This window comes from Pseudomonas sp. NPDC087690 (genome assembly GCF_044743175.1).
Classification (GTDB): Bacteria; Pseudomonadota; Gammaproteobacteria; order Pseudomonadales; family Pseudomonadaceae; genus Aquipseudomonas.
On the sequence record NZ_JBIUVX010000010.1, the window covers coordinates 1 to 26,449 of the forward strand.

Sequence of the window (26,449 nt, forward strand, 5' to 3'; positions counted from 1 at the left end):
CGACGAAGTGTTCATCGGTTCGTGCATGACCAACAAAGGTCACTTACGCGCTGCCGGTAAATAGCTGGATCATGTCAAGGGTCAGCTGCCAACCCGTCTGTGGCTGTCGCCGCCGACCAAGATGGACGCTCACCAACTGACCGAAGAAGGCTACTACGGCATCTACGGCAAGGCTGGCGCACGCATGGAAATGCCGGGCTGCTCGCTGTGCATGGGTAACCAGGCACGTGTAGAGCCGAACGCGACTGTTGTGTCGACTTCGACCCGTAACTTCCCGAACCGTCTGGGCGACGGCGCGAACGTCTACCTGGCTTCGGCCGAGCTGGCGTCCGTGGCTTCGATCCTGGGTCGCCTGCCGACCGTCGAGGAGTACATGGAATACGCTGGCAAGATCGACAGCATGGCGGCCGATATCTACCGCTACCTGTCCTTCGACCAGATCGCCGAGTTCCGTGAAGCTGCTGCGAACGCCAACATTCCGGTCGTTCAAGCCTAACGTTACAACGCACTGAAAAACGCCGCCCATCGTCAGATGTGCGGCGTTTTTTTATACCTGCAGAATGATGCTTGCCTGTTTGATCGTTCCCACGCTCTGCGTGGGAATGCAGCCCGGGGCGCTCTGCGTCCCTGTCACCTTCATAGAACTCGCTTTCAAACAGACGAAAAAAAAACCGCTGCACCCATCGAGTGCAGCGGTCTCTTGTTGCTGCGGTCTTTAAGCCGTCAGCGAATAGATCAGCGCTGAGATCGCCACCAGACCAACCGCGGTGACAAACACATTGGACGCCTGACCCCGATAACGCGCCATCGCCGGCACTTTACGGATGGCATACATCGGCATCAGGAACAGAATCGCCGCAATCACCGGGCCGCCGACGGTTTCGATCATGCCCAGAATGCTCGGATTCAGGGTCGCCACGATCCAGCACACGACCAGCATGAACGCCGCCACAATACGGTCCAGTGCCTTGGCACCCGGACGCTTGCCGCTCTTGATGATCAGGCCTTTAAGACCTTCGCTGGCACCAATGTAGTGGCCGAGGAACGACTTGGAAATCGCCACGAACGCGATCAACGGCGCCGCGAAGGCGATAGTCGGATTGCTGAAATGGTTGGCCAGGTACGACAGGATCGACAGGTTCTGCGCTTTCGCTTCAGCCAGTTGCTCCGGCGACAGGGTCAGCACACAGCTGAATACGAAGAACAGCACCATTGCCACCATCAACAGGTGCGCACGGGACAGGATCTGTGAACTGCGCTCTTCAGCATGGACGCCGTAGCGACGCTTCTGGTCCACGGCGAACGCCGAGATGATCGGCGAATGGTTGAACGAGAACACCATCACCGGAATCGCCAACCACAGTGTATGCAGCAGTGCAGACGGGGCCGGCACATGCGAAGCGGTGGCGAGAATGCCGCCGTTCCAGTGCGGAATCAGGTACACCGCCAGAAACAGCAGCGCAACGATAAACGGGTACACCATCAGGCTCATCGCCTTGACGATCGCCTGCTCGCCGCATCGCACCACCGCCAGCAAACCGAGGATCAGCACGAACGACAGCAGCGCGCGCGGTGGCGGCGTGATGTGCAATTGATGTTCGAGGAAACTCGCGACTGTGTTGGTCAGGCCGACGCTATAGATCAGCAGAATCGGGAAGATCGCGAAGAAGTACAGCAGGGTGATCAACGCACCAGCCTTGATGCCGAAATGCTGCTCGACCACTTCCGTGATATCGGCGCCCTCACGACCGGACAGCACGAAGCGGGTCAGGCCACGGTGCGCGTAGAACGTCATCGGGAAGGCCAGCAGCGCAAGGATCACCAGCGGCCAGAAGCCACCCAGACCTGCGTTGATCGGCAAAAACAGGGTGCCGGCGCCGATGGCCGTCCCAAACAGTCCCAACATCCAGGTGGTGTCCTGGCGATTCCAGCTCGAAAGTTCAGCGGGTGCTGCTGCATCAAAGCGCTCTTCGACGCTATTGGCCTGATCATTCATCCGGTCGGATCTCCGCATTCCGGTCACTTGCCACTCGGTCAGGACGCGTCGGAAAAAACCGACAGACATGCTCCGGCCGAAACAGGGGCGCGATTCTCCGCGATAAATGAGCAGAAGCAAAGACTTAGCTGAGGAATGGTTGTGCGGAGCAGATCAGCGGGGCGTCGTTTTTGGGAAATTATCTGTCGTAAACAGGTATTCATGATGTCGTTAACAGGCACATGCAAGGGTATTCAGATGGTTCGAGCCAACACCATCACGAAAGCGATCCCCACCGCGCCCATCAACATTCCAAGGCTAAACAGCAAAACCGTTTCACGCCTTTCGGCTTTGCGAAAGGGCTTCATGGCTTCTCTGAACTCAAACTCCTCTTGATACAGTCGGTCTATCCTGGCTCTGCTTTCCTCTGTGCTCATACTGCCCCCTTCCCTTTTTTTGGTGCTCTGAATCAACACGCATGCGCAACGGCAACCTGCTGCGCTCTCTTACAGCTTCAAATAAAGCCCAACGGCGGTGGCAATTGCAGTTAATGCCCCAGCCCCCACACAAGGGGATACAAAAAAGTCTCAAGTTTCAGTTGTGCTTCCTCCGCCAAAAGCTTGCGCCTCTGCGCGCCGAGCTTTTGGGTTTCCGTTTGTAGCCTTTCGAGCTCCACATTTTTGTGGTCATCAAGATGCATGAACCTTCCTTGGCTGCTGACATTTAACGCTCGGGAAGCTTTTCCATCCTGGACCACTTCCCATTGCTGCCCCATGATTTCGCGTTAACCGTCTGCCCGATAGCAGATGGCTCTGCCAAATGCGTAGGTAAAATCCGCGAGTTTCGTAGGTAGCCTCATACAAAAACAGTCGCGAGGTCATCACCCCACACTTTCAATGTGGTTGATATGTTCTAGCGTGAATGAGTCCCCTCCCGGAGTCTCTGCCCATGCCTCTCGTTCGCGTCGACATCAAACAAAACCCCGACCCCACCTTCGCCAAACGCATCGGCGAACAGATCTACGCAGCCCTGCGCAGTTGTATCGATGTGCCCGAGCACGACAACTTTCAGATCCTCACCGAGCACGAGGGCCAGCACCTCGTTTACGATCCGCAATATCTGGGGATCCAGCGCAGCGAAGGCGTAGTGTTCATTCAGATCACCATCAGTGAAGGGCGCACGGTGGAGAAAAAACAGTTGCTGTTCAAAACCATCGCAGAAAGCATGCACAAGCAGTTGGCGGTACGCCCGCAAGATGTGTTCATCAACCTGATCGAGGTGAAAAAAGAGAACTGGTCATTCGGCAATGGTATTGCTCAGTACGTCACCTGACCCCGCAATTGACAGCCAGCTACCGGCGCCAGCATGATCGGCCTCATGAACCTTCGCGCGCTGCACCTCACCCGCACCACCACGACGACCGCCACCGGCGGGTCGTGGTGTTTGTGCGTGAGGTAAACCCAGCGCAGCAAACCCAAGGCCCCGCCAGCAATGGACGGGGCCTGGTTGTTTCTCCCGTCCGTGCGGCATCTGCAGCACCCAAGGAGTAACACCATGCCCGCAGCACTGTTGATCATCGATATGCAGGTCGGCTTGTTCCATGGCCCGGAAAAACCTTACGAAGGCGAACACGCCCTCGCCAACATTCAGCGGCTGATCAAGAAAGCGCGGCTGAAAAAAGTCCCGGTGTTCGCCGTGCGCCATACCGGCCCGGAGGGTTCGCCGATTGCCGCCGGCAGTTCATTCTGGCAATTGCTGCCTGAACTTGGCCTGGATGCTGAAATCGATACCCTCTTCAACAAATCCCGCCCCAACGCGTTCCACGGTACAGAACTGGCGCAGCAACTCAGTGCCGCACAGATCGACGACCTTTATATCGTCGGGATGAAAAGCCAGTTCTGCATCGACAGCACCTGCCGCGCCGCTGCTGACCTGGGCTTCAAACCGCTGCTGGTGGCCGACGCCCACACCTGTATGGACACTGCGGCGTTGCCCGCGCAAGCCATCATCGATCACCACAACGCAACCCTTGGCGCTGCGTTCGCCCGATTGATCAACAGCGCCGACGTGACGTTCTGACGAAGCGCCCGCGCGCGCCCCGTTTCAGCTCCTACACTGGCTGATACGGGGTAGCGGCCACCATTGCCAAACCGCTCTGGAATCAGCACTCTGAAACGACTTTCGCGAACAATCCGCCGACGTTCACAGGAGCCGCGCAATGCCCGCAACCGTTCTGGTACTGGTTGAAACCATCAATGACTATTTGCCGATTCTCGAACATCAGGGCTTTCACCTGATCCTGGCGCCGACACCGGCCGAACGAGCACAAGCCATCGCCACCCACGGCGCGCGAATCGACGCGGTGCTGACCCGTGGCCCGCTGGGCCTGACCGCCGAGGAAATCGCCGCCCTGCCCGCGTTGAAAATCATCACGGTGATCGGTGCCGGTTACGAGCAGGTCGATCTGCAAGCGGCCAGCGATCGCGGGATCACCGTGACCAACGGCGCCGGAGTCAACGCCTCGTCGGTGGCTGACCATGCCATGGCGATGCTATTGGCGTTGGTGCGCGACATTCCACGTTGCGATGCCGCGGTGCGTCGGGGGGAATGGCCGAAAATCATGCGCCCGTCGCTGGCCGGCAAGCGCCTGGGTATTCTCGGGTTGGGGGCGGTGGGCATGGCGATTGCAAAACGGGCGAACCTGGGCTTCGACATGGACATCAGCTATCACAGCCGTCAGTTGCGCAGCGATGTGCCTTACGCGTTCTGCTCGACGCCGACTGAATTAGCGCGGGCTTCGGATTTTCTCATCGTCGCTACGCCAGGCGGGATCGGCACGCAGCATCTGGTAACGCGCCCGGTGCTCGATGCGCTCGGCCCGAACGGGTTCATCGTCAACATTGCCCGCGCCAGCGTGATCGCCACCGCAGACCTGATCAGCGCCCTTGAGCAACGCCGCATTGCCGGTGCCGCACTCGACGTGTTCGACCACGAACCGCAAGTGCCGGACGCCCTGAAAGCGCTCGGCAATGTGCTGCTGACCCCGCACGTCGCGGGCCTGTCACCGGAAGCCATGCAAGGCACGGTGGAGCTGGTAGGGAAAAACCTGATGGCGTTCTTCTCCGGACAACCAGTGCTGACGCCCATCGCCTTGCCGCCAAAAATCAGCAATCAGCGGGTGCACTAAAGCACCCCGAGCAGCGTCCACAAGCGTCGCGATTCGGCGTCGGCAGAAATCAACTCACCGAGCAATTCACTGAGCGGTTTATTGCCCCATTCGACCCCGCGCCGGATCAGGTACGGCACCGGACTGTGGGGTTCGGTGCGGGCCAGGTATTCGGCGATCAACAACAATTGCCGATAGGCCTCTTCACGGTTGGCCGGCTCACGAAACAGCGATGCGGTCGGCGCTTGCTCTTCAGGCTGCGCCACCACGACAGGCGTTTCGATGACGGGCGCTGGCGGCGCCGGTTGTTGTGGATGCATGGCGATAAACTCCTGAACCAGCGTCAGCAGCGCTTGAATGGTTTCGTGCAATGGACGCAACCCCGGTGCCTGATCACCCAGAAAGGCATCGCTCCAGCGCTCCAGCCGTTGCAAGTGTTGCAGGCTCAACAGCAGATTGCCTTGGGTGCGTAACCAGAATGCCAGGGGGGTCGCACGAATCTGTTCGTTGATTTTCTTCTGTTCGCTGCGGGCGGATTCTGCTGAGGTCTTGGCATTTTTACTGTCGTTGGTCTGCACCTGCTGAATCTGCAAACGGCGCCAGACTTCAAGCGTGTAATGCTCGAAATCGCTGTTGCGAGCACCGAACAGCGGCACCCGCGTGAGCAATATTTCACTGTAGCGACGCACCAGCCATTCCAGCGGAATCACCCGCCACGACTGATCACCGTCCTCGGCCTGCGGGTGCAGGTGCTCAGGAAAGCGCTCACACAAACCGGCGATCAGCGCAAGGCTGCCGGGCAATCCGTCCAGCGCTTGCAGGTGCAGCCAGGCTTCACCGAGCCAGGCGCTGAGCATCAAGTCCTTGCTGCGCTCCAGCAACAGCGTGGTGGTGAGTTTCTCCACCTCTGGCCAGTTCGCCCGTTTCAACGTCGACTGCCAGACCCCGGTCGGCAGACTGGCGTCATCCTCGCGGCGCAGGTCGCGCAGTTGGTCGAACTCGCGTTCATAGCGCAAATCGACGCCGCAGGGCGTGTCCATGCTGATCGGCGCGAGCAACTGATCAATCAGGTCCGGCAGTGCGGTCGATGGCAGGCTCACAAGCTCTCCTTCTGCGATTCAATGGCGGCGGTGCTACTGCTCAACTGAAACGGCGAGCGTGGTGCGCGCGTCGGCAACGGTGCAATCGACAGCGGCAGTTTCGAACCTTGGCTCATCAACGATAGACGCACGAACATCCGCGTGAATTCGCTGGTGACGCTGTCCGGCGCCCCGGTTACAGGTAAACGCAACGTCAGCGGGAAATCGGTGTAATCCACGTTTGGCTGACGCTGCACCGAGAAGTGCGCACGCATCATCCGCAGCAGCGACCATGGCCCGCCGTACTCCCAACCGGCCTCCAGATCACGCACCACCAGATTCGGTTGCTGTGGATCATTGACCGGCCGCTCCTTGCCGTTACGCGCCCAGCGCAGGGTCAGGCGGACAGGCTGGCCGACCATCCAGCGCAGGTTCGGTTGCTCGGCTGCCGGATAGTTGATTTGCTGATTGCCGGCGAGCAAGCCCCAGGCAATCACCTGATCGGCGCCCAGCTCATCATCGCGATCGGTGCGCCAGCGAACGTCCAGCTCGACGCCAAGGATGCCGCTCTTGTCACGCACGAACAGCGGCGTCAGCCAAGTGCTCGCCTGCTTCAAGCGGTTGAGAAAATCCGCCGCGGCCAGGCGCTCCGGGGTCTGGTTGGTGGCAAGGCCGGCCTGCGCGACCGGCAGTTTTTTGTCGATCAGTTGCAGAAAATATTCAACCCGCGCCGGATCGGCGTCCTGCATCTGCACGCCGTTAGCGAACGGAAAGCGATCCGCCAGATATTGATTGAAGTAGTTGGCCAGCTCATTCCACGCCGCAGCGGCCTGTTGCACTTGCAGCATCTGGCAACGCTGCATGGCCTCCTGCTGCAACTCCACCGCGCGCATCGCCAACGTGCCGCGCCCGCCGGCGACGTTGGCGGTCTGCAACATTTGCAGGCAGGAATTGACGTCCATCTCGACGAAATCGCGGCTGACCAGTTGCTCGATCTGTGCCGGCGAACTGGCCGGGTTGGCCTCTTTGTATTTGCGCAGTTCGTCGTTGAGCGCACTGAACTGCGTCACGCGTTCGTAATCCAGTGCCGACAGATTGGCTTGCTGCGTTGTCAGCCACTGCAACGATGACGTCCGCCGCTCAGTGATGCCGAGCATGGTGTTGAACTGCTGCTTGAGGCTCAGTTTGAGATCCTGCACGTCGCTGGCGCCGAACAGTTCCAGTCCGAGGTTTTTCGAGCCGTCCCACTGGCTGATTTCGGCCCGTCCGCCGAACAGCGGTTGCGCGGTGATTTCATCCAGACCACCAATAAGCTGCGCCATGGCGCGGCGATTGAGCGCCGCTTGCAGGCGGGTGGAGAGATCCGCGCGGTGCACCTCGACGAAAGCCTTTTGCAGGGCCATGGCTTGCTCGGCCTGCACATTGAACACCGCGTAAGGATGCGCCTGATCGTTGTGATCCTTGAGGCTCAACCACATCGCCTGGGCGGCGGCATGCTCGGCGGCTTTGAGCACCGCAACGCGATAGTCCGGTGGAATGCGTGGCAGTTCTTCGGCGATGTAGCTGTTGTAGTCGGCGAAATATTTCAGCGATTCATTGAGGTCATCACCGTCCACGGTCTGGCCTTGCATATTGACGTTGTCTTCGCTGGCACGCAGGGCGACCGAAACGAAGTCGCGCTTGAACAGTGCCTGTATCGCGTTATCGAGTTTCACCACTTGCTCTTGCAACGCCAATTGCCCGCTGACTTGCTGTACCAGCAAATTGTCCCGCGAGCCGACCTGTGCGATCCATTGATCGCGGAAACTCTGCTGCAAGCGTGACGCTTGCGTGTCGAGGTCTTGTTGGACTTGCGCGCCCAACAATGTGCTCTTGCCCACTTTGATGAGGAAGTCACCATAACCCGGCACCAGCTCCTGGCCCTTGCCGCGACTCCACGTCGAATTGGTCAGGGCGATCGCCGCTTGCAGATCGTCGACCAGCGCGGTCAGGTCTTCCAGCTCCCGCAGGCTGTTGCCGCTGCCAGCTTGCAGTTGATCCAGATGCAATTTGAGGTAGCCAGCCTTGCTGACAAAGTTGTCGGCGAGGAAATATTGATCCAGCCAGCGCTGCATCAACCCGGAAAAATTGCTGACGATCTGCGGTCGGTCGACGCTCAGATCCAGCGCCTGCAAGCTGCCGTCTTCTCCGGCCACGAGCAGCCGATTGTAGAAAGATGCATAGGGTAAGGTGCCCGTGTTGAGGTTCAGCGACAGCGCGTTGTTGCTCAGTTGCACCAGGTCGTCTAGCGGGGCGCGCGGGTTGTTCTGCACTTGATTGAACAACTGGTTCTGCTGTTCCAGACGCAAGGCCCGATCCACCAGATCGTTCGCCTTCAGATAGTTCTGCCACTGCGCCGGGTCGTCGCTTTCGACACTGCTGCGTCGGTCGGTGCTGCGGATCGCCTTGATCTGCGCCAGTTGCGCGCTCAACAGATCATGCAGCGGCACCATCATATGGCGCTGGGTGGACTGCAACACTTGCTGTTCGAGTTGATTGTCGAGCGAGGAAAACCACGACGTCGGAAACACCAGAGAAACGTAGTTCCAGTGCGGCGCACGCTCCAGCACACGCCAAAAGGTCTGCACATTGCGTCGAGTCGAGTCGACCCGCTGCGCCTCGTCGCTGATCGCCACGTAGCCTTTTTGCGCGCCTTGCATCTGCCGCGCCAGTTCGTGGGCATCCTTGACCGACACCTGCCAGACCCAAAGCATCGCCACCGCCCAGATTACCCCGACCACCAGCGCCACGCCGGCCGTCAGCCGCTGCCAACGCTGACGCAAACGCAGCAGGCGCGGCACGCCTTGCGCCAACCCGCGTTCGCCGATCAGGCGCTGGCGCCACAACTGGCGCACGAACACGCTTTGCTGCAAGCCGCTGTCGTCGGCGGAAAATCCGTCTTTGGCATCCTCCGAGGCCTGACTGGCGCTGAAATAGACACCGCGAAAACACGGTGCTTCACCCTGGGCGTTACCTTGAAACACCGGTTCCAGAACACTCTGCAAACCACGCCGCAACGTTTCCAGACGCTCCGGCAAGGCGTACAGATCGGCGCTCAACTGGCCGGACAACGTGCCGATTTCGATAATGGCTTCCGCTACCGCGCGATGGATGCGATCGAGCGCCTGATCGCTCCACTGCCCTTGCCAAACCGCATCGCGGGAATATGGAGAGGACCAGCCCAGGGTACGTTCGCGGGCCTCGTCGGGCAGCGCACTGATCAGTTCCTGGAACCCCGGCAATTCTTCAAGTCCGGTGATGATCACGTACACCGGCACACTCAGACCAAAACGTTGCAGCAGATCGATGAAGCGCCGGCGCGCGGCCAGACCGAGGCTGGCGGCCTGTTCCAGATTGCTCAGGCGACTGACCGGCACCAGCCAGACCACCCCGTCCAGCGGCCGCTTGCTGCGCATCCGCAAGATCAAACCCAGCAAACGCCACCAGCCGCCGCGCTGCAAATGCATGCCGTCGTCGGGCAGAAACAGCGCCTGCGGCACCACCAGCACAGCGCCTTCGGGATCTGACCACCAGCGGCCGAACCAAGCCGGTTTGTCGGTCGGTTGCAGACGCCATTCACTGACCAGTTGCGTGCCCTGGTTTTCGTCGCCTAGCATCAACAGCCATGGCATCTGATAGCGGTCGTGACTGCCCTGCTCCTGCTCCATTTGCCGCACGGCCGCATAAAAACTGCGGATCGCGGCGCCGCTCTGGGTGCGCAACCACCACACCGCCACGGCGATGATCACCACGACCAGCAGCAACGCGACAATCCACGCGACTATCGTCAGGGTACTCATGAGTCTTGCTCCGCTGGCGCCATCGAGTCGATGATCTGCAGCACCGGGTCCAGCTCCGACTGAATGTCACGCCAGAGGAACTGACCAAGCCCGGTCAGCAACAGCAGCATCGCCAGAATCCCCAGCGCCAGGCGAAAGCCATCCGGCAGCGCCGTGCGCACCGGCAGTTGCAATGGAGTGGTCAGCGACGGCTGCACCAAGCGCTGACTGACTCCGCCATAACTCGCTTCGTCCTGCCAGGCAAAGGTGTAGAGCGCCAACCGCCACTTCTCCAATTGCGCCTGGCTGTGTTCGCCACGCAGACGCCCATGAAAGCCGAGGATCAGGCACTGCAGATAGACATTGGCCAGATCGCGGGTGGTCGGCTGCTGCTCGTCGAGCAGTGTCTGAATCGCCGCCGGTACTTGCTCACCGGCCTGCCGGCTGGCGTACAGCCGCGACTCCAAGGGTTTGTCCTGCCACGCCGCTTGTCCGGGCCATGGCGTGAACAGCAGGGTTTCATCGACCAGCGCGACGAATGCATACACCAGCGCCTTGACCTGCTCGGTCGCCGAATCGCCGACCCGCGCATAAGCGGTGCGCCACAATCGCTGCGAAGCCTGTGTCGAAAGTTCGACAACGGTCTCCACCAACGCCGCTTCGTCCTCGCTGTCCTTGGGCAATTGCACCCAGTCCTGTTGCCATTGCTGCCACGTCTGGCGGAACGCGCTGCTCAACGGTGCGTCCTGCAACCCAAGGCTTGCGGCACTTCCTTGCGACATACGGCGTTCCTTGTGTGATCAGGCGCTTTCACTGTTCTGGGCGACAAACAGCACCACTTGCCACGGACTGCTGGTCAGCTTCGCCGCCGGTGCGGCGATCATCAGCGGCAGTTGCGCGTCGAACCACGCGCCTTCGGCCGTCAGCACAAACAGCCGCGTGTCCTCGCCGACGCTGTAGGCCACCTGTTCGCTGCGGCTCATGGCCTGATGGCTCAAACCGCTCATGCGTTGACGACTGAGCAACGCGATGTGCGGCGCCGAAGCGATGATCGCGCCGCGCAACCAGTCGATCGCGGCTTGCTCGCTGGCACCGTTGGGCATGCGCAGACCAATGACCAGACGCTGACTCGGCTGCTCGTCCGGCAATTGAATCGAAAAGCTCTGTTCACCACGCTCGAACGGCAAGCTGCGGTAGCCGGCGCGGATCAGTTCGAGGGTGGTTTCCAGCCATTGCAGCACGGCGTCGTAACCGCGTTGCAACTCAAGAAAATCCAGCGGCGCAAACGCCGGCACACCGGCCAGCGGATCGAGCGCCGACCACGCACCAGCCAGCCCGAGCAATTGCACGTAGAGGATCTGCGGCTGCGCGATGCGGCTGTTCAGCAGGCCTTCGATTTCCGGCAGGCGCAGCCATAACGCGGTCAACTGACGACGGATTTCCAGCGCATCGTCCTGATTGCCGGCCTGTTGTGCCTGACGCAAACGACCACCGAGAAACAGGCACTTTTCCCGTGCCCGCGCACAGAGGCCGGCGATGCGTCGACCGAGCGCCGATTCCGGTAACAGGGTCGGCGTCGGCGCGGTGTAAGACAGCGGCAGGAAACCGCCGCCCTCCTTGCGGATTTTCAGCAGCGGCAAGCAGATCGAATCGGCCTTGTTCAGTTGCGTACATAACCGCGGGTTGGGTCGCCAGACGGTGATCGACTCCGGGAACTCGCCGCTGGTGAGATCCGGCAACGCCTCGCCGACCACCGACTGCAAGCGGCCCTTGAGCGGCAGCAACTGACCGGCCCGCCACATCGGGCTGATCGCCAGGTACACGATGACCGTCGCATCGTCGGTAGCATCGATCGCCGCGCTGACATCCAGCTCCAGTGTCGGTCCGACCCCGGCCTGCAAGTCCACCGGCAAACCGTCGGGCATGGTGCCCTGCAGCGACAACACCCGTACTACCCCGGCACTCAGCGCCGATGGATCGAACTCCATGTGGCTGACGCCCCAGAACCAAGGATTACATGCCAGCGCCAGATGTGCGCCGAGCGCTTCGGCGCGCAGCCCTTGCAACTGAAAATGCTGCGGCAGCAATTGCATGCCTTCGTGCCAGCAAACCGCGTCAGGTAGCAGACTCATACGACTCCCTTCGACAAGGCCGCGATCCGGCGGCAGCGGTGGCATTTCAGTGCTCGGTGGCGTTGACCAGACTCATCTCGCGGCTGTCGAATTTCAGCCACGCTTCGCTCTGATCATCGAGCCGCAAGCGGTGCGCTCCGGGAGTGTTATAGCTGGCGAAGACCAAAAGTCCAGCCGCCTTCTTGCCACCCAAAGGGAACGGTTGGCGGTCGATGAATTGCCCCGGCACCAGCTCCAGCCCCCACACGCTCATCAACTGACGATAGTCGCGCTGATACTGCTCGCGCCCGGCGAACCACTGGCTGGCACTGATGCCCGACAATTGCTTGAGCAGGTCGGGGTCGGCGACCGCAATGAAGTCCACGGCAATCGGCGTGTCGTCGTTGGCTTTCGGGGCGACGTCGAGGGTCAGGCTGTCGAGGTCCACTTTCGGCCCGAAGAACGAGCAACCGGCCAGAGTCACCAATATCAGCGTTAGAAAAAGTCGTGTACGCAAAATGAATTTTCCTTTTCACGAACCTGTCCAAAAATGTTTTTGCTTGCTTTTTTATAGACCTGTTCTAGCGTCTTGGGTAGTTCGACAGGCACTGTCGAATGAGGAAGGTTTGTCAAAGGAACGACAGGTCATCTGCTCCCCTTTCTAACCTACGGTCCAGTAAGGGAAAGCGATGAACGGGCCTCCCGATGCATTGCGCCCGCCCATCGCATCGGAGTCCGCCGTCATGGCAGAAAGTACTCAGCACAAGCTCGACCGGGTGCGTCCGCCCCGTGTACAAATCACCTACGACGTCGAAATCGGCAACGCCATCGAGAAAAAAGAATTGCCGCTGGTCGTCGGAATTCTCGCCGATCTGTCGGGCAAGCCGCTTGAACCATTGGCAAAACTGACTGAACGGCGTTTTACCGAAATCGACCGCGACAACTTCAACGAAGTGCTCGCCTCGATCAGCCCGCGCGCCACGCTGCAGGTCAACAACACCCTCAGCGGCGACGACAGCAAGCTCAATATCGAACTCAATTTCAAACACATCGACGATTTCGACCCGGTCAAAGTGGTGGAGCAAGTCACGCCGCTGCGCCGTTTGTTCGAGGCCCGCCAGCGCCTGCGCGATCTGCTGACCAAGCTCGACGGCAACGATGACCTGGACAAGCTGTTGCGCGATGTCATCGCCAATACCGAAGGCCTGCAGGAAATCAAATCGGCCCGCCCAGACACCGCTACCCCGGCCGCTGACGCCGAGGCCCCGGCCGAACCGCAAGCCTGATCGTCCACTTGAATCGAGGGAGAATTCGTCATGCCAGCCGCCGCCCAGCAACAAGCCAGTGAAGGTACGAACCAGACTTTATCCCTGCTCGACCAGATCATTCTCGAGGGCCGCATGGCCCACGATGACAGTCAGCAGGATTACGCCCGCGACATGCTCGCGGAATTCGCCACTCAGGTACTTGACGAAGGCATGGCCATCGACAAGGACACCGTGGCGATGATCAACGACCGCATCAGCCAGATCGACGAGCTGATCAGCGCCCAGCTCAACGAGGTGCTGCACCACCCCGACCTGCAAAAACTCGAGGCCTCGTGGCGTGGCCTGCACATGCTGGTGCAGAACACCGAGACCAGCACCCGGCTGAAACTGCGCCTGCTCAACGTGACGCAGAAAGAGCTGCAGAACGACCTGGAAAAGGCCGTCGAATTTGACCAGAGCGCACTGTTCAAGAAGATCTACGAAGAGGAATACGGCACCTTCGGTGGCCATCCGTTCAGCTTGCTGGTCGGTGACTACACCTTCGGCCGTCACCCGCAGGACATCGGCCTGCTGGAAAAACTCTCGAACGTTGCCGCCGCTGCACATGCACCGTTCATTGCCGCCGCCAGCCCGCGCCTGTTCGACATGAACAGCTTCACCGAACTGGCCGTGCCGCGTGATCTGTCGAAAGTCTTCGAGAGCCAAGAGCTGATCAAGTGGCGCTCGTTCCGCGAGAGCGAAGATTCGCGCTACGTCTCTCTGGTGCTGCCGCACTTCCTCCTGCGCCTGCCCTACGGCCCGGACACATCGCCGGTGGAAGGCATCAATTACGTCGAAGACGTCAACGGCACCGACCACAGCAAATACCTGTGGGGCAACGCCGCGTGGGCGCTGTCACAACGCATCACCGAGGCGTTCGCCAAGTACGGCTGGTGCGCGGCGATTCGTGGCGCTGAAGGAGGTGGCGCGGTGGAAGGTCTGCCAGCGCATACGTTCCGTACCAGCTCCGGCGATTTGTCGTTGAAATGTCCGACCGAGGTGGCGATCACCGATCGCCGCGAAAAAGAGCTGAACGACCTCGGTTTCATCGCCCTGTGCCACAAGAAGAACAGCGATGTCGCAGTGTTCTTCGGCGGCCAGACCACTAACAAATCCAAGGTCTACAACACCAACGAGGCCAACGCCAACGCACGGATCTCGGCGATGTTGCCGTACGTGCTCGCCGCTTCGCGATTCGCCCATTACCTGAAGGTGATCATGCGCGACAAGGTCGGCAGTTTCATGACCCGCGACAACGTGCAGACCTACCTCAATAACTGGATCGCCGATTACGTGCTGATCAACGACAACGCGCCACAGGAAATCAAGGCGCAGTACCCGTTGCGTGAGGCCCGCGTGGACGTCACCGAGGTGGCCGGCAAGCCGGGCGCTTATCGCGCGACGGTGTTCCTGCGGCCGCACTTCCAGCTTGAGGAGCTGACGGCGTCGATCCGCCTGGTGGCGACCTTACCGCCGCCGGTTGCCGCTTAAAGCCCCAGAGAAAACCCTGATGGCGGGAGGATTTATCCCCTCGCCACGGGTTTCGTGTTCAGCCCATTTGCCTAATGTGATTTTCTTCAGGAGTTTCAAGCGATGGATGCAATCATTCTCGACCTCGGCGGCGATATCAAAGGCGACAGCCTGCTCGAAGGTTTTGCGGACAAGATCGAAGTCATGTCCTACAGCCACAACGTCGCCATGCAAGTCACCAACGATGTCAGCAACTCGGAGCGCACCTCCGGCAAACCGCATATCGGCGAGTTCACCCTGACCAAATTCGTCGACAGTTCGACACCGTCACTCAACGAATACTGCTGCGCCGGCAAACCGATCCCCGAAGCCATCATCACCATCGGTCGCAACGCCGCCGAAGGCAGCGGGCAGTTGATGCCCTTTATCGTCTACACCCTCACCAACGTGGTGCTGTCCAACGTCAGTGTCAGCGGCGGCACCGGCGGTAAACCGGTAGAAACCGTGTCACTGAACTTCACCAAGATCAAATGGGAACTCACCGCGCAGAAAGACGACGGCACCAAGGAAGGCACCGCCGCGTCGACGTGGGACATGGCCGCCAACAAGCTTGTCAGCTAACCCGGCGTCCCGGCCATGGCAGGCAGCGGCATGCGCCCTCCGTTGTTCGAACGCCTCGCCTCCAGCGAGACGCACGATACGCGGGAATTCGGTCGACAGGATCTGCTCGACTCGGTGCACGCCGAGCTCGGGCGCCTGTTCAATACGCGCCGGGGCCCGCACACGCTGACCCAGCCTCCCAGCGTGATCGACTACGGCATCGCCGACTGGAGTGCCCTGCAACAGCAGCGCAGCGACGACCGGCGTCGATTGGCAAGGGACATCCGCGAAGCCATCAACCATTTCGAACCGCGCCTGCGCCTGGGCGACGTTCAGGTCAACCCCGTGCCCGAGCAACCGCAGCAGATGAGCATTCGCCTGATCGGCGAGTTGCGCAGCGGCCAGCAGCACTGGCCGGTCGCGTTTGTCATCGAGCCCGGTGGACAAGGACTGGAGGTGCGCCATGAGCGACTCGATTGACCCGCAACTGCTCGATTATTACCAGCGCGAACTGACCTGGCTACGGCACGCTGGCGGCCAGTTCGCCGAGCGTTATCCGAAAGTCGCGCGGCGCCTGGAATTGTCCCCCGGTGAATGCCCCGATCCGCATGTCGAGCGTTTGCTGGAAGGTTTTGCTCTGCTTGCCGCACGGCTGCAGCGGCGCCTGGATGACGACTATGCCGAGTTCAGCGATGCCCTGCTCGAACAACTCTATCCGTTGGCAATGCGCCCCCTGCCGTCCTGCGCCATCGTCCAGTTCGAGCCGGACCCCAGCAAAGGCAACCTCAATGAAGGCTATCCCCTGCCCCGCGACACTCCGCTGTTCGTCACCACTCACAAGGGCGACAGCCTGCACTTTCGCACCTCTGCCGCGGTGTGCCTGTGGCCGGTGGCAGTGACCGAAGCGCTGTTGCTGGGCAGCGATGAAGCGCAGGCATTGACTGGCGTGGCGCAATCACGTTCAGCATTGCGCCTGAGTCTCAGTTGCCTGGGTGAAAGCCAGTGGTGCGAGTTGAGCATCGAACGATTGCGCATTCACTTGGCCGCCTCGCCGGTGATCAACGCCTGCCTGTATGACTTGCTTGGCGCCCATGCCGTGCAGGTGCTCGCGGGTTCGCCGGGCAGTGTGCCGACGAGCGTGCAGGGCTTGCCGAAAATCGTCGGTTTCAGCGATGACGAAGTGCTGTTGCCCGATGAAGATGGCGTGCACCCGGGCATGCGTCTGCTGGCCGAATACTTTGCGTTCGCGGACAAATTCCATTTCTTCGACCTGCCGCTGAGCGGCGTCAGCAGCGACAGCCAGACCTTGTATCTGTACATCGTCTTCGACCGTGCACCCGCCAGCCGCGTGCATTTGCAGGCCAGTGATATCGCGCTCGGCTGTGCGCCAGTGATCAACCTCTTCCCGCGTACTTCCGAACCGTTGCGTCCCGATGGCACGCGCAGCGAATACCGGCTGATCGCCGACAGCCACCGCGAAAACAGTGTCGAGATCCACAGTATTCGCAGCGTGCGCGCCAGTTCCAGCGCCGGCGTGCAAAGGCTGCCGGCGTATTACGGCAGTCAGCACAGCGGCGGCGATCAACAGCGTTACTGGCATGCGCGGCGCGTCAGCGGGATGACCCCGAACCGCCTCGGCAGCGATCTTTTGCTGAGCGTAGTCGACACCCGATTCGACCCACTGACCGATCTGCCCGATTACAGCCTCACCGCCGAATTGCTCTGCACCAATCGTCATCTGGCGCAGAGTTTGCCCGCCGGCACACCTTTGGGTTTCGAGCGTCCCGGCCCGGTGGCCTGGGCGCGCCTGCGCAATCCGCCGAGCCCACAAAGCCTGCCGCGGCTGGACGGCGATTCGCGCTGGCGACTGGTGTCGCAACTGACCCTCAATCACCTGTCGCTGGTCGAAGGCCCCCAAGCGCTGGATGCGCTGAAGGAGATTCTGCACCTGCACAACCTGCGCGATGAGGCCAGTGCAATCCGCCAGATCGAAGGCCTGCTGAGCCTCAGTTGCGAGCGGGTGATCGGCCATGTCGGCGCCGACGCCTGGCGTGGCTGGCGCAACGGTCTGGAGGTGCAATTGCAGCTTGATCCACAGCATTTTGTCGGCAGCAGCGCGGTGTTGTTTTCCGCCGTGCTGGCGCAGTTTTTCTCGGTGTACGCCACAGCCAATCGCTTTGTGCGCACAGTGCTCATGCAGGCCGACAAGGAGGTCAAGGTATGGCAACCCCAAGCCGGCATGCCGCTGTCGCTCTGACCTTGAGCCAGCGTCTGCGCCGCGATCCGCAGGCGTTTGAATTGCTGCAGGCGTTGCTGCTGCTGGAGCGCGAACAGCCGCAAGCCGAATCGCTCGGCAGCGGCACAGCGCCCCAGGCGGAAGCACTGAAACTGCGCGGGCCGTTGACGCCGATGTTTGCCGCCAGCCAGATCGAAGATCTGCGCGAAGAACCCGGCGAGCCGTTGACCATCGACACGCCGGTCTTCGGTCTTGGCGGGCCCGACGGCCCCCTGCCCTATGCCTACCAGGAATGGCTGCAACAGCGGGCACGGGTCAAGGATCATGCACCCGCAGAATTTCTTGATCTGTTCCAGCATCGCCTGCTCAGTCTGCTCTACAAGGTGATGCGCAAGCATCGAATCGCCTTGGGTTTTGTCACGCCCGGTGCTTCGCCCGTGCAGGCACAATTGCGCGCACTGACCGGGTTGCTGCCCAAATCCCTGCAGGAGCGCCAGGCCGTTCCCGATTGTGCGGTGCTGGCCTGTACCGCGCTGTTTGCCGACGGGCGTCGTTCGTTGGCCGGGTTTGCGGCGATCGTCCGCGAGCAATTCGCGGTGCCGGTTGAACTCAGTGCCTACGAAGGTGCATGGCGCGAAATTCCGCGGGCCAGCCGCAGTTTGATGAAGGCTGGCGGGCGCAACCTGCAACTCGGTCGCACAGCCGTGGCGGGAACACGGGTCTGGGATGAACACGCCGGTATCCGCTTGACGCTGGGGCCGTTGCCCGCCGCGCAAGCCGGGCGTTTTTTGCCGGACGGCGAAGCACATCCAGCCCTGGCCAGCCTCGCCGCCTTGTATTTCGGTCCGGACCTGGACGTCAAGCTGGTGCTGCTGGTGCGCGGTGCCGGGCCGATGAGGCTGGGGCGCCAGGCGCCGTCCCTGCTCAGCTGGAACGGTGGTTTGCAACGGCAGGCCAGCCTCGCGGTACAAACGATCGAAACCCGTCTGCGTCAGCTGGAGATCACCTGAAATGGAACTGGCCAGCCTGATCGGACGCCTCAACCCGGATAACCGCCGTGCGCTCGAACGTGCAGCGCAACGGTGTTTGCAACGCGGTCACCACTTTGTCGAGATCGAACATTTACTCCTCGAACTGCTCGACATCGAAGGCGGCGACCTGGCTTTCCTGCTGCCGCGTTTCGGTCTTGAACGTGATGCGTTGACGGCCGAAATCAACAAGGCACTGGATCTGTTCAAGGCTGGCAGTACCCGCACGCCGGCGTTGTCTGCGCACACCTTGGGACTGCTGGAGGACGCGGTGGTGCAGGCCAGCGTGCTGGGTATCGACAGTATTCGTTCAGGGTTGTTGTTACTGGCGTTGATTGATCGTGATGAGCGTCGCAGCCTGCTGCTCAACAGTGCATCGTCGCTGCTGAGAATCCCTAAGGAAGTCCTGCGCGCCCACCTGCTGGAGTGGACGGAAAACTCTCGCGAGCATGTCGGCGCGCGCAGTGCCTGCGCTGGCAACCCGACGCCACGGCAAGACTCGGTGCTGGATCAGTACACTCAGGATCTGACCGCCGACGCCCACGCCGGACGTATCGATCCGATTGTCGGGCGCGACGGCGAGATCCGCCAGTGCATCGACATTCTGTTGCGGCGTCGGCAGAACAACCCGATTCTGGTCGGCGCTCCCGGTGTCGGCAAAACCGCCGTGGTCGAAGGTCTGGCCCTGCGCATCGCGGCCGGCGATGTACCGCCGTCATTGCAGGAAGTCAGCCTGCGCGTGCTCGACCTCGGTTTGTTGCAGGCTGGCGCCGGCGTCAAAGGCGAATTCGAACAACGTTTGAAAGGCGTGATCGACGCGGTGCGCAGCGCCGACAAACCGATCATCCTGTTCATCGACGAAGCCCACACGCTGATCGGTGCTGGCGGTGCCGAAGGCGGCAGCGATGCGGCCAACCTGCTCAAGCCCGCGCTGGCGCGTGGCGAGTTGCGCACCCTCGCGGCCACGACCTGGATGGAATACAAAAAATACTTCGAGAAGGATCCGGCCCTGGCCCGTCGCTTCCAACTGGTGCAGGTTGAAGAGCCGGACGAGATCACGGCCGTGGAAATGCTCCGTGGCGTGGCCGCCAAACTCGAACAGCATCATGGCGTGCAGGTCCTCGACGCAGCGATCCATGAAGCCGTCAAACTCTCGCACCGCTACATCTCCGGCCGGCAACTACCGGACAAAGCCATCAGCGTCCTCGACACTGCCTGCGCCCGCGTCGCCCTCGGTCAGCACGACGTACCGCCGCTACTGGAAAGCCTGCGCCATCGGCAGAACAGCTTGAAGGATGAAGTCGAACGCCTGCGTCGCGAACAAGCCACGGGGCTGGATCATCGCGAGCGCATCACCCTGCTGGAAAGCGAATCGAGCAGCAACGTGCAAGCGATTCGCGAGCTGGAAACCCGCTGGGGTGAGGAGCGCGTAGCCGTGCGCGAATTGCTCGACACGCGCCGCGAATTGCTCGAGTTGAGTGAGCGCGCCGACAACGATAAACCCGATGAGGACACCGACAGTCGCATCGATTATCTGGCCGCCGAACTGCTGCGTCTGGAAGCCGGGCTCGACGCGATTCGCCAGGACGATCCACTGGTGCCGGAGCAGGTCGACACCAAAACCGTCGCCGCCGTGATCGCCGGCTGGACCGGCATCCCAGTCGGCAAGATGCTCGCCGACGAAGCGCACGCCGTGCGCACACTCGGCCAGCGCATGGGCCAACGGGTCATGGGCCAGAGCCTCGCGCTCAATACCATCGCTCAGCGTTTGCAGGCTTATCGTGCCGGCCTCACCGACCCGCAAAAACCGGTCGGTGTATTCCTGTTGGTCGGGCCCACGGGTGTGGGCAAGACCGAAACCGCTTACGCGCTGGCCGACGCGTTATACGGCGGCGAACGCAACCTGATCAGTATCAATCTTTCGGAATACCAGGAGGCGCACACCGTCAGCCAACTCAAGGGCGCACCGCCCGGTTACGTCGGTTATGGCAGTGGTGGTGTACTCACCGAAGCAGTACGGCGCAAACCTTATTCGGTGGTGTTGCTGGATGAAATCGAGAAGGCGCACCCGGATGTGCTGGAGGCGTTTTACAACGTCTTCGACAAGGGCCTGATGGAGGACGGCACCGGGTTGGTGGTGGACTTCAAGAACACCGTGATGCTCGCCACCAGCAACGTCGGCGCTGAGCTTTTACTTGATACGCCGGTGGCACAACTCGGCACGGAAGCCTTCAACGAAGCCCTGCACAACGTCCTGCTACAAGCCTTCCGTCCCGCGTTTCTGGCGCGCATGACCGTGGTTGCCTATCGACCGCTGGACGAGGCAACGCTGGAAGGCATCGTGTTGGCCAAGCTGGAGAAATTGCGCGGACGTTACAAGGCGGCAACGGGCAAACAGTTCGAGTTTGATTCAGGAATCGTCAAAGCCGTACTCGCCAAGTGCAGCGCAGCGGGTGCACGGGATGTCGAGAATGTGTTGATGACGCAGGTGACGGGAAAGCTGGCGGAGTGGGTGTTGGAATGAGCAGTGTCAGCGTCTTGCGCAGTAAATTTTAATCAACATTTTGAAATGGAGTATTAAAATGAAAGTTTACGTTTTCCCTGTTAGCAATGGCGTTGCTTATTGGGGTGTAAAGTCCCTGCTCAACCCCTATACCGGGGGCGCCGCATATTGTGCGGGGTTCCCTAGTGTTTTTGGCGGAAACGATGATGATGACAATACTTACGTGACTTGCGCCAAAGAGGCTACCGAGGAATCCCACAGAAAAGTTGAGCTCGATTCGGCTGTTTTCAAACTCCTCTGGACTACCAAAGTGGGCGCCGTTCACTATATTTACTATTACGCCACGGGTTTCCATTATTACCCCGCGGCAGTGCTGTCTGTTGCTCAGGCAGGCATGCCCAGTTACCAGGAAGGTACCGGAGACGTGCTTTTACTCGACATGAATGCAGCACCAGTTCCTGACTTGACCAATCTGGCGGCGCTTATCGATTGGATCTTACAACAGTTCAGATTGCAGTTTCCGCACCCCGGCCCTGTGGACCCTATAAATAACGCAGAAGCACGACAGCAGTTCAACGCATCCGAACATATAACCGCGTTCGCGCACTTGGTTTCACGACATCAAGCGGATCCAATCAACTAGTTCGTTGATTATTCAATGTTGGCACTGAATATTGATTATCACGTGAGTATTTTCGATGCCCCGCTCCTCCGACAGCGCCACCACCCTCTCCCTCACCGCCGCCTCGCTGTCGGCGCTTTACCCTGAATCCCTTTCCGGTAACGAAGCGCTCAATATGCTGGGCGTGCAAACCCTCAACGGGCTCAATGACGGCGCGCCCCTCACCCTGACTTCGGCCGTCGCTACACACGTCACCACCACCCTGCACAACGATGCCCAACAACGCCCCTTTGACGCCTTGGTCGCCGAGATCCGACAACTCCCCGCCGACGCCACGGCTGAACGCTATCAGCTTGTACTCAGGCCGTGGCTCTGGTGGCTGACTCTGGCCAGCAACAACCGAGTGTTCCAGAACCTCGCGACAGCGGACATCGTCACGACCATTTTCAAGGCTTACGGTTTCACTGACTTCAAGCTGTCGCTGACCGGCAGTTACACGCCGCGCGAGTACTGCGTGCAGTACGGTGAAACGGATTTCGCTTTCGTCTCGCGCTTGTTGGAGGAGGACGGGATTTTCTGGTTTTTTACCCATGACGCCGGCACGCACACGCTGGTGCTCGGCGACAGTAACGACGCTTTCGTACAGATCCCCAACGGGCCGACGGTCAAGTACCTGGGTCAAGGATTGGGCGAACGAGAATTGCACGGCATCCGTTGCGGCCAAGTCAGTTTACAGGCCGTGTCCGGAGTGTACCGGGCGACGGATTATGAATTCACCACCCCAACAACTTCTCTTTATGGACAGGCAGAAGCCGTAGCCGGGCCACTTTCGATCTATGCGCATCCGGGTGGTTACAACGCCAAGGCGCGCGGCGATACCCTGACCAAGCAACGGGTGGATGGCTTGCGCAGCGAGGAGAAGCGTTTTGTTGGCGAGAGTGACTGTCGCTGGCTGATTCCCGGGCATTGGTTCACCCTCGACGGGCATGACGACAGCAGCCTGAACATCGATTGGGTGGTGACCCGCGTCACTCACGACGCCAGCCACGAGAGCTATCGCAACCGCTTCGAAGCGATCCCCAAAAGCACCGCGTTTCGCCCGCAGCGCACCACGCCGAAACCACGCATGCATCCGCAAACAGCGATCGTCGTGGGCAAATCCGGTGAAGAAATCTGGACCGACGAATACGGCCGGATCAAGTTGCAGTTTCCGTGGGATCGCGATGGCAAGAATGACGAAACCAGCTCCTGCTGGGTGCGCGTGGTGTTGCCGTGGAGTGGCAAAGGGTTCGGCATGCAGTTCATCCCGCGCATCGGCCAGGAAGTCATCGTGACGTTTATCGACGGCGATCCGGATCGTCCACTGGTCACTGGCTGCGTCTACAACGGCGACAACGCCCTGCCCTATGCCCTCCCGGCCAATCAGACACAATCGGGAATCAAGACCCAGTCATCCAAGGGTGGCGGCGGTTTCAACGAGCTGCGCTTCGAAGACAAAAAGGACGCTGAAGAAGTGTTCTTGCAGGCGCAAAAAGATCTGAACATCAACGTGCTCAACGACGCCACCGCCATCGTTGGCCACGACGAAACCCTCACCGTACAAAACGCCCGCACGCGCACGGTGAAGGACGGCGACGAAACCGTCACGCTGGAAAAAGGCAAGCGCAGCGTCACGATCCAGACCGGCAGCGACAGCCTCGATGTGAAAGACAGCCGTACGGTGAAAGTCGGTGCTGATCAGAACCACAGCACCGGCGGCAACTACACCGACAAAGTCACCGGTGATTACAGCCTGACCGTGGATGGCAACCTGACCATCAAGGTCAGCGGCACCCTCACCCTGCAAAGTGGCGGCAGCTTCACGATCAAGAGCGGCGCTGATCTGGCGACGTCGGCGAGCACTTCAATCACACAGAAAGCCGGCACCGCGATGACCAATCAGGCCGGAACTTCGCTGGACAACAAGGCCGGCACGACGCTGACCAACGACGCCGGCATCAGTCTGACCAACAAGGGCGCTGCCTCGCAGACCGTCGACGGTGGCGGCATGCTGACCATCAAGGGCGGTCTGGTGCAGGTCAATTGACAAGGAGAAGCCATGGCAATCACACCGCTGGATCTGCAGCAGGCTGACAAGCAGCTCAAGGGCCGTTTGCAGGACGGCCAGCTTGATGGACCGCTGAACATCAAGGATGACGGGCGCAAGCAGGCCGATCTGCATTACCGCGAGGGCGAGCTGCAGGGCACGTCACTGCTGTATCACCCCAATGGCAAGGTCTCGGCGCAAATGCCGTTTGTGCACGACAAGCTGCAAGGGGTCGCGAGTTTTTACGCACCCGAGGGTTTTTTACAGCGCAAGGCGACGTATCGGCGAGGCTTGCTGCATGGCGAAGCGTTCAATTACTTCGCGGATGGGCAAGTGGCGGAGGCGGAGTTTTATCGCGATGGCGTACGTGAGGGGCGTTATCAGCGCTTTCATCCAAATGGCAAACCGGCGGTGGAAGCGCGTTATCTGAACGGGCAATTGATGGAACCGGAGCAAGGCTATGCCGAGGACGGGCGGCCGCTGGGCGCCGATGGCAAGCCGATTTCGCGGGTGCGCTGGTGGTATCGGCAGTGGGCGGATCCGCAGCAGGCCTGAAAACCCCGGAAGAGCCCCTCACCCTAGCCCTCCCGAAACGTCGGACCGCCCAGAGGGAGAGGGGACCGACCGAGCTGTCTTGCTTCATACATCGACCTGCAAGACCGAGTCGATTATGGATTCACAGCTAGATTTTCACGTCGGCGTAGCTCATCAATATCCCCCAATCGGCTCCCTCTCCCCCTGGGAGAGGGCTGGGGTGAGGGGTTTGGATTTCACGCCGAGCACAAAACTCAAGGGATGAGCATCTGCATCTGCCCCGGCACCACAATCTTGATCACCCCCGCCCAGTTGCACATCAACGTCGAGTTGGCATCGATCGCCGGCATCCCGCCCAGCAACAACGTCGGCGCCCCGCCAGGAATCCAAGGCGTGGCCGTCGCCGGGATGCACGGCATCGGCGTCAACACCCCGAGCGCAGCAGCCGTCGCAGCAGCGACCATCGGATTGGCCAGGCTCATGCACACGCCGAACGGCAAGATGTTGACCAGCGGGATGTGATCCATGATGTTCGCCGCCGGCATCCCGCCGGTCAGCGTGCGGTTGACCGGCAACACGTTGAGCATCGACGGCGCAGCGCCGAAGCTGCACTGCAGCGTGGCCGAGGCACAGACTTGTGGGCAGCCCATTTCAAAGCTCCTTTTCGACCATGGCATACCCGCTAAACCTTAGTCTGCCGCGGCCCTTCGCGCACATTCTCAAAGGTGATTATCCGGCAACACGCTAACCTATAAGACCGCCCCGCGCTTGTGACCGCCCGAGCGCACCATTAGATTAGCCAATGATGTCTGGCCTCCAAAATAAGCAGAAGGGATAAGCATGGCGCTTACTGACCAGTCCACCCGTATCCGCTCCGGCGAAGAACTCGATGCCAGCCTGATCGATCCGTACCTCAAGGCGCACATTCCGGGCCTCAGCGGCACACCTGCGATCAGCCAGTTTCCCGGCGGTGCGTCGAACCTGACCTACCTGCTGGAATACCCGGAGCAGGAATTCGTTCTGCGCCGTCCGCCGTTCGGCCACAAGGCCAAATCCGCCCACGACATGGGCCGCGAATTCCGCATCCTCAATCAATTGCGCGACGGCTTCCCGTATTGCCCGAAAGCTTATGTGCACTGCACCGACGAATCAGTGATCGGCGCCGAGTTCTATGTGATGGAACGGGTCAACGGCATCATCCTGCGCTCGGAGCTGCCGCCGGAACTGGGCCTCGATTCGGCAAAGACCGAAGCGCTGTGCAAGAGTTTCATCGACCGTTTCGTTGAACTGCACCGCGTCGATTACAACGCCTGCGGGCTCGGCGACCTCGGCAAACCGGAAGGCTACGTCGCGCGCCAGATCAAAGGCTGGAGCGAACGCTACGAAAAAGCCCTGACCCCCGACGCGCCACACTGGGAAAAGGTCAAAGCCTGGCTCAACGACAAGATGCCGGCCGACCACCCGACCTCGAGCATCGTCCACAACGACTACCGCTTCGACAACGTCATCCTCGATCCGCAGAATCCGATGCAGATCATTGGTGTTCTGGATTGGGAACTGACCACCCTCGGCGACCCGTTGATGGATCTGGGCAACACCCTCGCCTACTGGATTCAGGCCGATGACCCGGCACCGGTGCAACTGATGCGCCGCCAGCCGAGCCATGCGCCGGGCATGCTCACCCGCCGCGAGTTCGTCGATTACTACGCCGAACGTTCGGGCATCCAGATCGACAATTTCGACTTCTACTACACCTACGGCCTGTTCCGCCTGGCCGGCATCGTGCAGCAGATCTACTACCGCTTCTACCACGGCCAGACCCAGGACAAACGCTTCGCGCAGTTCATTCACATGAACAAACTGCTGGAGCAGATGAGCCTGCAAGTCATCGCGAAATCGAGCCTCTGACGGCCC

At 60.5% G+C, this 26,449-nt stretch carries 23 protein-coding genes and 1 pseudogene; 15 read left to right on the top strand and 9 right to left on the bottom strand.

Annotation, left to right across the window (positions count from 1 at the left end; all coding sequences use genetic code 11):
* Nucleotides 1–496 (top strand): annotated as a pseudogene (locus tag ACIPIZ_RS13160) (aconitase family protein); the annotation flags it as partial.
* Nucleotides 497–715: 219 nt separating this feature from the next.
* On the opposite strand, the gene ACIPIZ_RS13165 reads toward ACIPIZ_RS13160, so the two are convergent.
* The 3 genes from ACIPIZ_RS13165 to ACIPIZ_RS13175 all read right to left on the bottom strand — a co-directional run bounded on the left by ACIPIZ_RS13165 (nt 716) and on the right by ACIPIZ_RS13175 (nt 2,675).
* Nucleotides 716–1,996 carry an HAAAP family serine/threonine permease gene (locus ACIPIZ_RS13165; protein WP_064390527.1) on the bottom strand — a complete coding sequence of 427 codons (1,281 nt, stop codon included), beginning with the start codon at nt 1,994–1,996 and terminating at the stop codon, nt 716–718.
* A gap of 233 nt (nt 1,997–2,229) precedes the next feature.
* Nucleotides 2,230–2,412 (bottom strand): hypothetical protein, encoded by a 183-nt coding sequence (locus ACIPIZ_RS13170; protein WP_064390528.1) that lies wholly within the window; start codon nt 2,410–2,412, stop codon nt 2,230–2,232.
* Nucleotides 2,413–2,522: 110 nt separating this feature from the next.
* On the bottom strand, nt 2,523–2,675 hold the full coding sequence (locus ACIPIZ_RS13175) for a hypothetical protein (RefSeq protein ID WP_401165624.1): 153 nt from the start codon (nt 2,673–2,675) through the stop codon (nt 2,523–2,525).
* 248 nt (nt 2,676–2,923) lie between these two features.
* Here ACIPIZ_RS13175 and ACIPIZ_RS13180 point away from each other — a divergent pair, with 248 nt between their 5' ends.
* The 3 genes from ACIPIZ_RS13180 (at nt 2,924) to ACIPIZ_RS13190 (ending at nt 5,162) form a co-directional block, all read left to right on the top strand.
* The gene (locus tag ACIPIZ_RS13180) at nt 2,924–3,307 is read left to right on the top strand and encodes a tautomerase family protein (protein ID WP_401165626.1); all 384 of its coding nucleotides are present in this window, start codon (nt 2,924–2,926) and stop codon (nt 3,305–3,307) included.
* Nucleotides 3,308–3,529: 222 nt separating this feature from the next.
* Nucleotides 3,530–4,054, top strand: a complete 525-nt coding sequence (locus tag ACIPIZ_RS13185; protein ID WP_253483000.1) for a cysteine hydrolase family protein — start codon at nt 3,530–3,532, stop codon at nt 4,052–4,054.
* Nucleotides 4,055–4,193: 139 nt separating this feature from the next.
* The gene (locus tag ACIPIZ_RS13190) at nt 4,194–5,162 is read left to right on the top strand and encodes a 2-hydroxyacid dehydrogenase (RefSeq protein WP_401165628.1); all 969 of its coding nucleotides are present in this window, start codon (nt 4,194–4,196) and stop codon (nt 5,160–5,162) included.
* On the opposite strand, the gene tssA is transcribed toward ACIPIZ_RS13190, so the two are convergent.
* The 5 genes from tssA to ACIPIZ_RS13215 are packed head-to-tail and all read right to left on the bottom strand — an operon-like array spanning nt 5,159 to nt 12,666.
* Entirely contained in the window at nt 5,159–6,241 is a 1,083-nt protein-coding gene (tssA, locus tag ACIPIZ_RS13195) for a type VI secretion system protein TssA (protein ID WP_064390532.1), read from the bottom strand. The genes ACIPIZ_RS13190 and tssA overlap by 4 nt on opposite strands.
* Nucleotides 6,238–10,059 carry a type VI secretion system protein gene (locus ACIPIZ_RS13200; protein WP_401165631.1) on the bottom strand — a complete coding sequence of 1,274 codons (3,822 nt, stop codon included), beginning with the start codon at nt 10,057–10,059 and terminating at the stop codon, nt 6,238–6,240. Before ACIPIZ_RS13200 ends, tssA begins: the two co-directional genes overlap by 4 nt.
* Nucleotides 10,056–10,820 carry a DotU/TssL family secretion system protein gene (locus tag ACIPIZ_RS13205; protein ID WP_064390534.1) on the bottom strand — a complete coding sequence of 255 codons (765 nt, stop codon included), beginning with the start codon at nt 10,818–10,820 and terminating at the stop codon, nt 10,056–10,058. The genes ACIPIZ_RS13200 and ACIPIZ_RS13205 overlap by 4 nt, the downstream gene beginning before the upstream one ends.
* A gap of 18 nt (nt 10,821–10,838) precedes the next feature.
* Complete coding sequence (gene tssK / locus ACIPIZ_RS13210) at nt 10,839–12,170, bottom strand: type VI secretion system baseplate subunit TssK (RefSeq protein ID WP_122854607.1); 1,332 nt, start codon at nt 12,168–12,170, stop codon at nt 10,839–10,841.
* A 46-nt stretch (nt 12,171–12,216) separates the two neighbouring features.
* Nucleotides 12,217–12,666 (bottom strand): hypothetical protein, encoded by a 450-nt coding sequence (locus tag ACIPIZ_RS13215; RefSeq protein ID WP_038366227.1) that lies wholly within the window; start codon nt 12,664–12,666, stop codon nt 12,217–12,219.
* A gap of 226 nt (nt 12,667–12,892) precedes the next feature.
* Between ACIPIZ_RS13215 and tssB the strand changes: the two genes are divergently transcribed.
* The 10 genes from tssB (at nt 12,893) to ACIPIZ_RS13265 (ending at nt 24,556) form a co-directional block, all read left to right on the top strand.
* On the top strand, nt 12,893–13,435 hold the full coding sequence (gene tssB / locus ACIPIZ_RS13220; protein ID WP_064390536.1) for a type VI secretion system contractile sheath small subunit: 543 nt from the start codon (nt 12,893–12,895) through the stop codon (nt 13,433–13,435).
* A gap of 30 nt (nt 13,436–13,465) precedes the next feature.
* Nucleotides 13,466–14,947 carry a type VI secretion system contractile sheath large subunit gene (gene tssC, locus ACIPIZ_RS13225; RefSeq protein WP_064390537.1) on the top strand — a complete coding sequence of 494 codons (1,482 nt, stop codon included), beginning with the start codon at nt 13,466–13,468 and terminating at the stop codon, nt 14,945–14,947.
* Between the two features lie 102 nt (nt 14,948–15,049).
* On the top strand, nt 15,050–15,547 hold the full coding sequence (locus ACIPIZ_RS13230) for an Hcp family type VI secretion system effector (RefSeq protein ID WP_064390538.1): 498 nt from the start codon (nt 15,050–15,052) through the stop codon (nt 15,545–15,547).
* A gap of 15 nt (nt 15,548–15,562) precedes the next feature.
* Nucleotides 15,563–16,006, top strand: a complete 444-nt coding sequence (gene tssE, locus ACIPIZ_RS13235; RefSeq protein WP_105709167.1) for a type VI secretion system baseplate subunit TssE — start codon at nt 15,563–15,565, stop codon at nt 16,004–16,006.
* On the top strand, nt 15,990–17,783 hold the full coding sequence (gene tssF / locus ACIPIZ_RS13240) for a type VI secretion system baseplate subunit TssF (RefSeq protein ID WP_105709166.1): 1,794 nt from the start codon (nt 15,990–15,992) through the stop codon (nt 17,781–17,783). Before tssE ends, tssF begins: the two co-directional genes overlap by 17 nt.
* The gene (tssG, locus tag ACIPIZ_RS13245) at nt 17,747–18,772 is read left to right on the top strand and encodes a type VI secretion system baseplate subunit TssG (protein WP_122854544.1); all 1,026 of its coding nucleotides are present in this window, start codon (nt 17,747–17,749) and stop codon (nt 18,770–18,772) included. Before tssF ends, tssG begins: the two co-directional genes overlap by 37 nt.
* Nucleotide 18,773: 1 nt before the next feature.
* Nucleotides 18,774–21,314, top strand: a complete 2,541-nt coding sequence (gene tssH / locus ACIPIZ_RS13250) for a type VI secretion system ATPase TssH (protein WP_401165635.1) — start codon at nt 18,774–18,776, stop codon at nt 21,312–21,314.
* Between the two features lie 58 nt (nt 21,315–21,372).
* Nucleotides 21,373–21,936, top strand: a complete 564-nt coding sequence (locus ACIPIZ_RS13255; RefSeq protein WP_401165637.1) for a hypothetical protein — start codon at nt 21,373–21,375, stop codon at nt 21,934–21,936.
* A 55-nt stretch (nt 21,937–21,991) separates the two neighbouring features.
* On the top strand, nt 21,992–24,001 hold the full coding sequence (tssI, locus tag ACIPIZ_RS13260; RefSeq protein ID WP_064390544.1) for a type VI secretion system tip protein VgrG: 2,010 nt from the start codon (nt 21,992–21,994) through the stop codon (nt 23,999–24,001).
* A gap of 12 nt (nt 24,002–24,013) precedes the next feature.
* Nucleotides 24,014–24,556 (top strand): toxin-antitoxin system YwqK family antitoxin, encoded by a 543-nt coding sequence (locus ACIPIZ_RS13265; RefSeq protein WP_064390545.1) that lies wholly within the window; start codon nt 24,014–24,016, stop codon nt 24,554–24,556.
* Nucleotides 24,557–24,789: 233 nt separating this feature from the next.
* Here the strand turns inward: ACIPIZ_RS13265 and ACIPIZ_RS13270 are convergent, their stop codons facing one another.
* Entirely contained in the window at nt 24,790–25,185 is a 396-nt protein-coding gene (locus ACIPIZ_RS13270) for a DUF4280 domain-containing protein (protein ID WP_064390546.1), read from the bottom strand.
* 190 nt (nt 25,186–25,375) lie between these two features.
* Here ACIPIZ_RS13270 and ACIPIZ_RS13275 point away from each other — a divergent pair, with 190 nt between their 5' ends.
* Nucleotides 25,376–26,443 carry a phosphotransferase family protein gene (locus tag ACIPIZ_RS13275; protein WP_116031230.1) on the top strand — a complete coding sequence of 356 codons (1,068 nt, stop codon included), beginning with the start codon at nt 25,376–25,378 and terminating at the stop codon, nt 26,441–26,443.
* The last annotated feature ends 6 nt before the right edge of the window (nt 26,444–26,449 follow it).

What these genes read in the sequence shown, in the direction of transcription:
- ACIPIZ_RS13200 (WP_401165631.1), bottom strand. Translation starts at nt 10,059, where the DNA reads ATGAGTACCCTGACGATAGTCGCGTGGATTGTCGCGTTGCTGCTGGTC.
- ACIPIZ_RS13255 (WP_401165637.1), top strand. Translation starts at nt 21,373, where the DNA reads ATGAAAGTTTACGTTTTCCCTGTTAGCAATGGCGTTGCTTATTGGGGT.
- ACIPIZ_RS13230 (WP_064390538.1), top strand. Translation starts at nt 15,050, where the DNA reads ATGGATGCAATCATTCTCGACCTCGGCGGCGATATCAAAGGCGACAGC.
- tssC (WP_064390537.1), top strand. Translation starts at nt 13,466, where the DNA reads ATGCCAGCCGCCGCCCAGCAACAAGCCAGTGAAGGTACGAACCAGACT.
- ACIPIZ_RS13270 (WP_064390546.1), bottom strand. Translation starts at nt 25,185, where the DNA reads ATGGGCTGCCCACAAGTCTGTGCCTCGGCCACGCTGCAGTGCAGCTTC.
- ACIPIZ_RS13175 (WP_401165624.1), bottom strand. Translation starts at nt 2,675, where the DNA reads ATGCATCTTGATGACCACAAAAATGTGGAGCTCGAAAGGCTACAAACG.
- ACIPIZ_RS13185 (WP_253483000.1), top strand. Translation starts at nt 3,530, where the DNA reads ATGCCCGCAGCACTGTTGATCATCGATATGCAGGTCGGCTTGTTCCAT.
- tssF (WP_105709166.1), top strand. Translation starts at nt 15,990, where the DNA reads ATGAGCGACTCGATTGACCCGCAACTGCTCGATTATTACCAGCGCGAA.
- ACIPIZ_RS13190 (WP_401165628.1), top strand. Translation starts at nt 4,194, where the DNA reads ATGCCCGCAACCGTTCTGGTACTGGTTGAAACCATCAATGACTATTTG.
- tssI (WP_064390544.1), top strand. Translation starts at nt 21,992, where the DNA reads ATGCCCCGCTCCTCCGACAGCGCCACCACCCTCTCCCTCACCGCCGCC.
- tssG (WP_122854544.1), top strand. Translation starts at nt 17,747, where the DNA reads ATGGCAACCCCAAGCCGGCATGCCGCTGTCGCTCTGACCTTGAGCCAG.
- tssK (WP_122854607.1), bottom strand. Translation starts at nt 12,170, where the DNA reads ATGAGTCTGCTACCTGACGCGGTTTGCTGGCACGAAGGCATGCAATTG.
- ACIPIZ_RS13205 (WP_064390534.1), bottom strand. Translation starts at nt 10,820, where the DNA reads ATGTCGCAAGGAAGTGCCGCAAGCCTTGGGTTGCAGGACGCACCGTTG.
- ACIPIZ_RS13170 (WP_064390528.1), bottom strand. Translation starts at nt 2,412, where the DNA reads ATGAGCACAGAGGAAAGCAGAGCCAGGATAGACCGACTGTATCAAGAG.
- ACIPIZ_RS13180 (WP_401165626.1), top strand. Translation starts at nt 2,924, where the DNA reads ATGCCTCTCGTTCGCGTCGACATCAAACAAAACCCCGACCCCACCTTC.
- tssB (WP_064390536.1), top strand. Translation starts at nt 12,893, where the DNA reads ATGGCAGAAAGTACTCAGCACAAGCTCGACCGGGTGCGTCCGCCCCGT.
- ACIPIZ_RS13165 (WP_064390527.1), bottom strand. Translation starts at nt 1,996, where the DNA reads ATGAATGATCAGGCCAATAGCGTCGAAGAGCGCTTTGATGCAGCAGCA.
- tssH (WP_401165635.1), top strand. Translation starts at nt 18,774, where the DNA reads ATGGAACTGGCCAGCCTGATCGGACGCCTCAACCCGGATAACCGCCGT.
- tssE (WP_105709167.1), top strand. Translation starts at nt 15,563, where the DNA reads ATGGCAGGCAGCGGCATGCGCCCTCCGTTGTTCGAACGCCTCGCCTCC.
- ACIPIZ_RS13275 (WP_116031230.1), top strand. Translation starts at nt 25,376, where the DNA reads ATGGCGCTTACTGACCAGTCCACCCGTATCCGCTCCGGCGAAGAACTC.
- ACIPIZ_RS13265 (WP_064390545.1), top strand. Translation starts at nt 24,014, where the DNA reads ATGGCAATCACACCGCTGGATCTGCAGCAGGCTGACAAGCAGCTCAAG.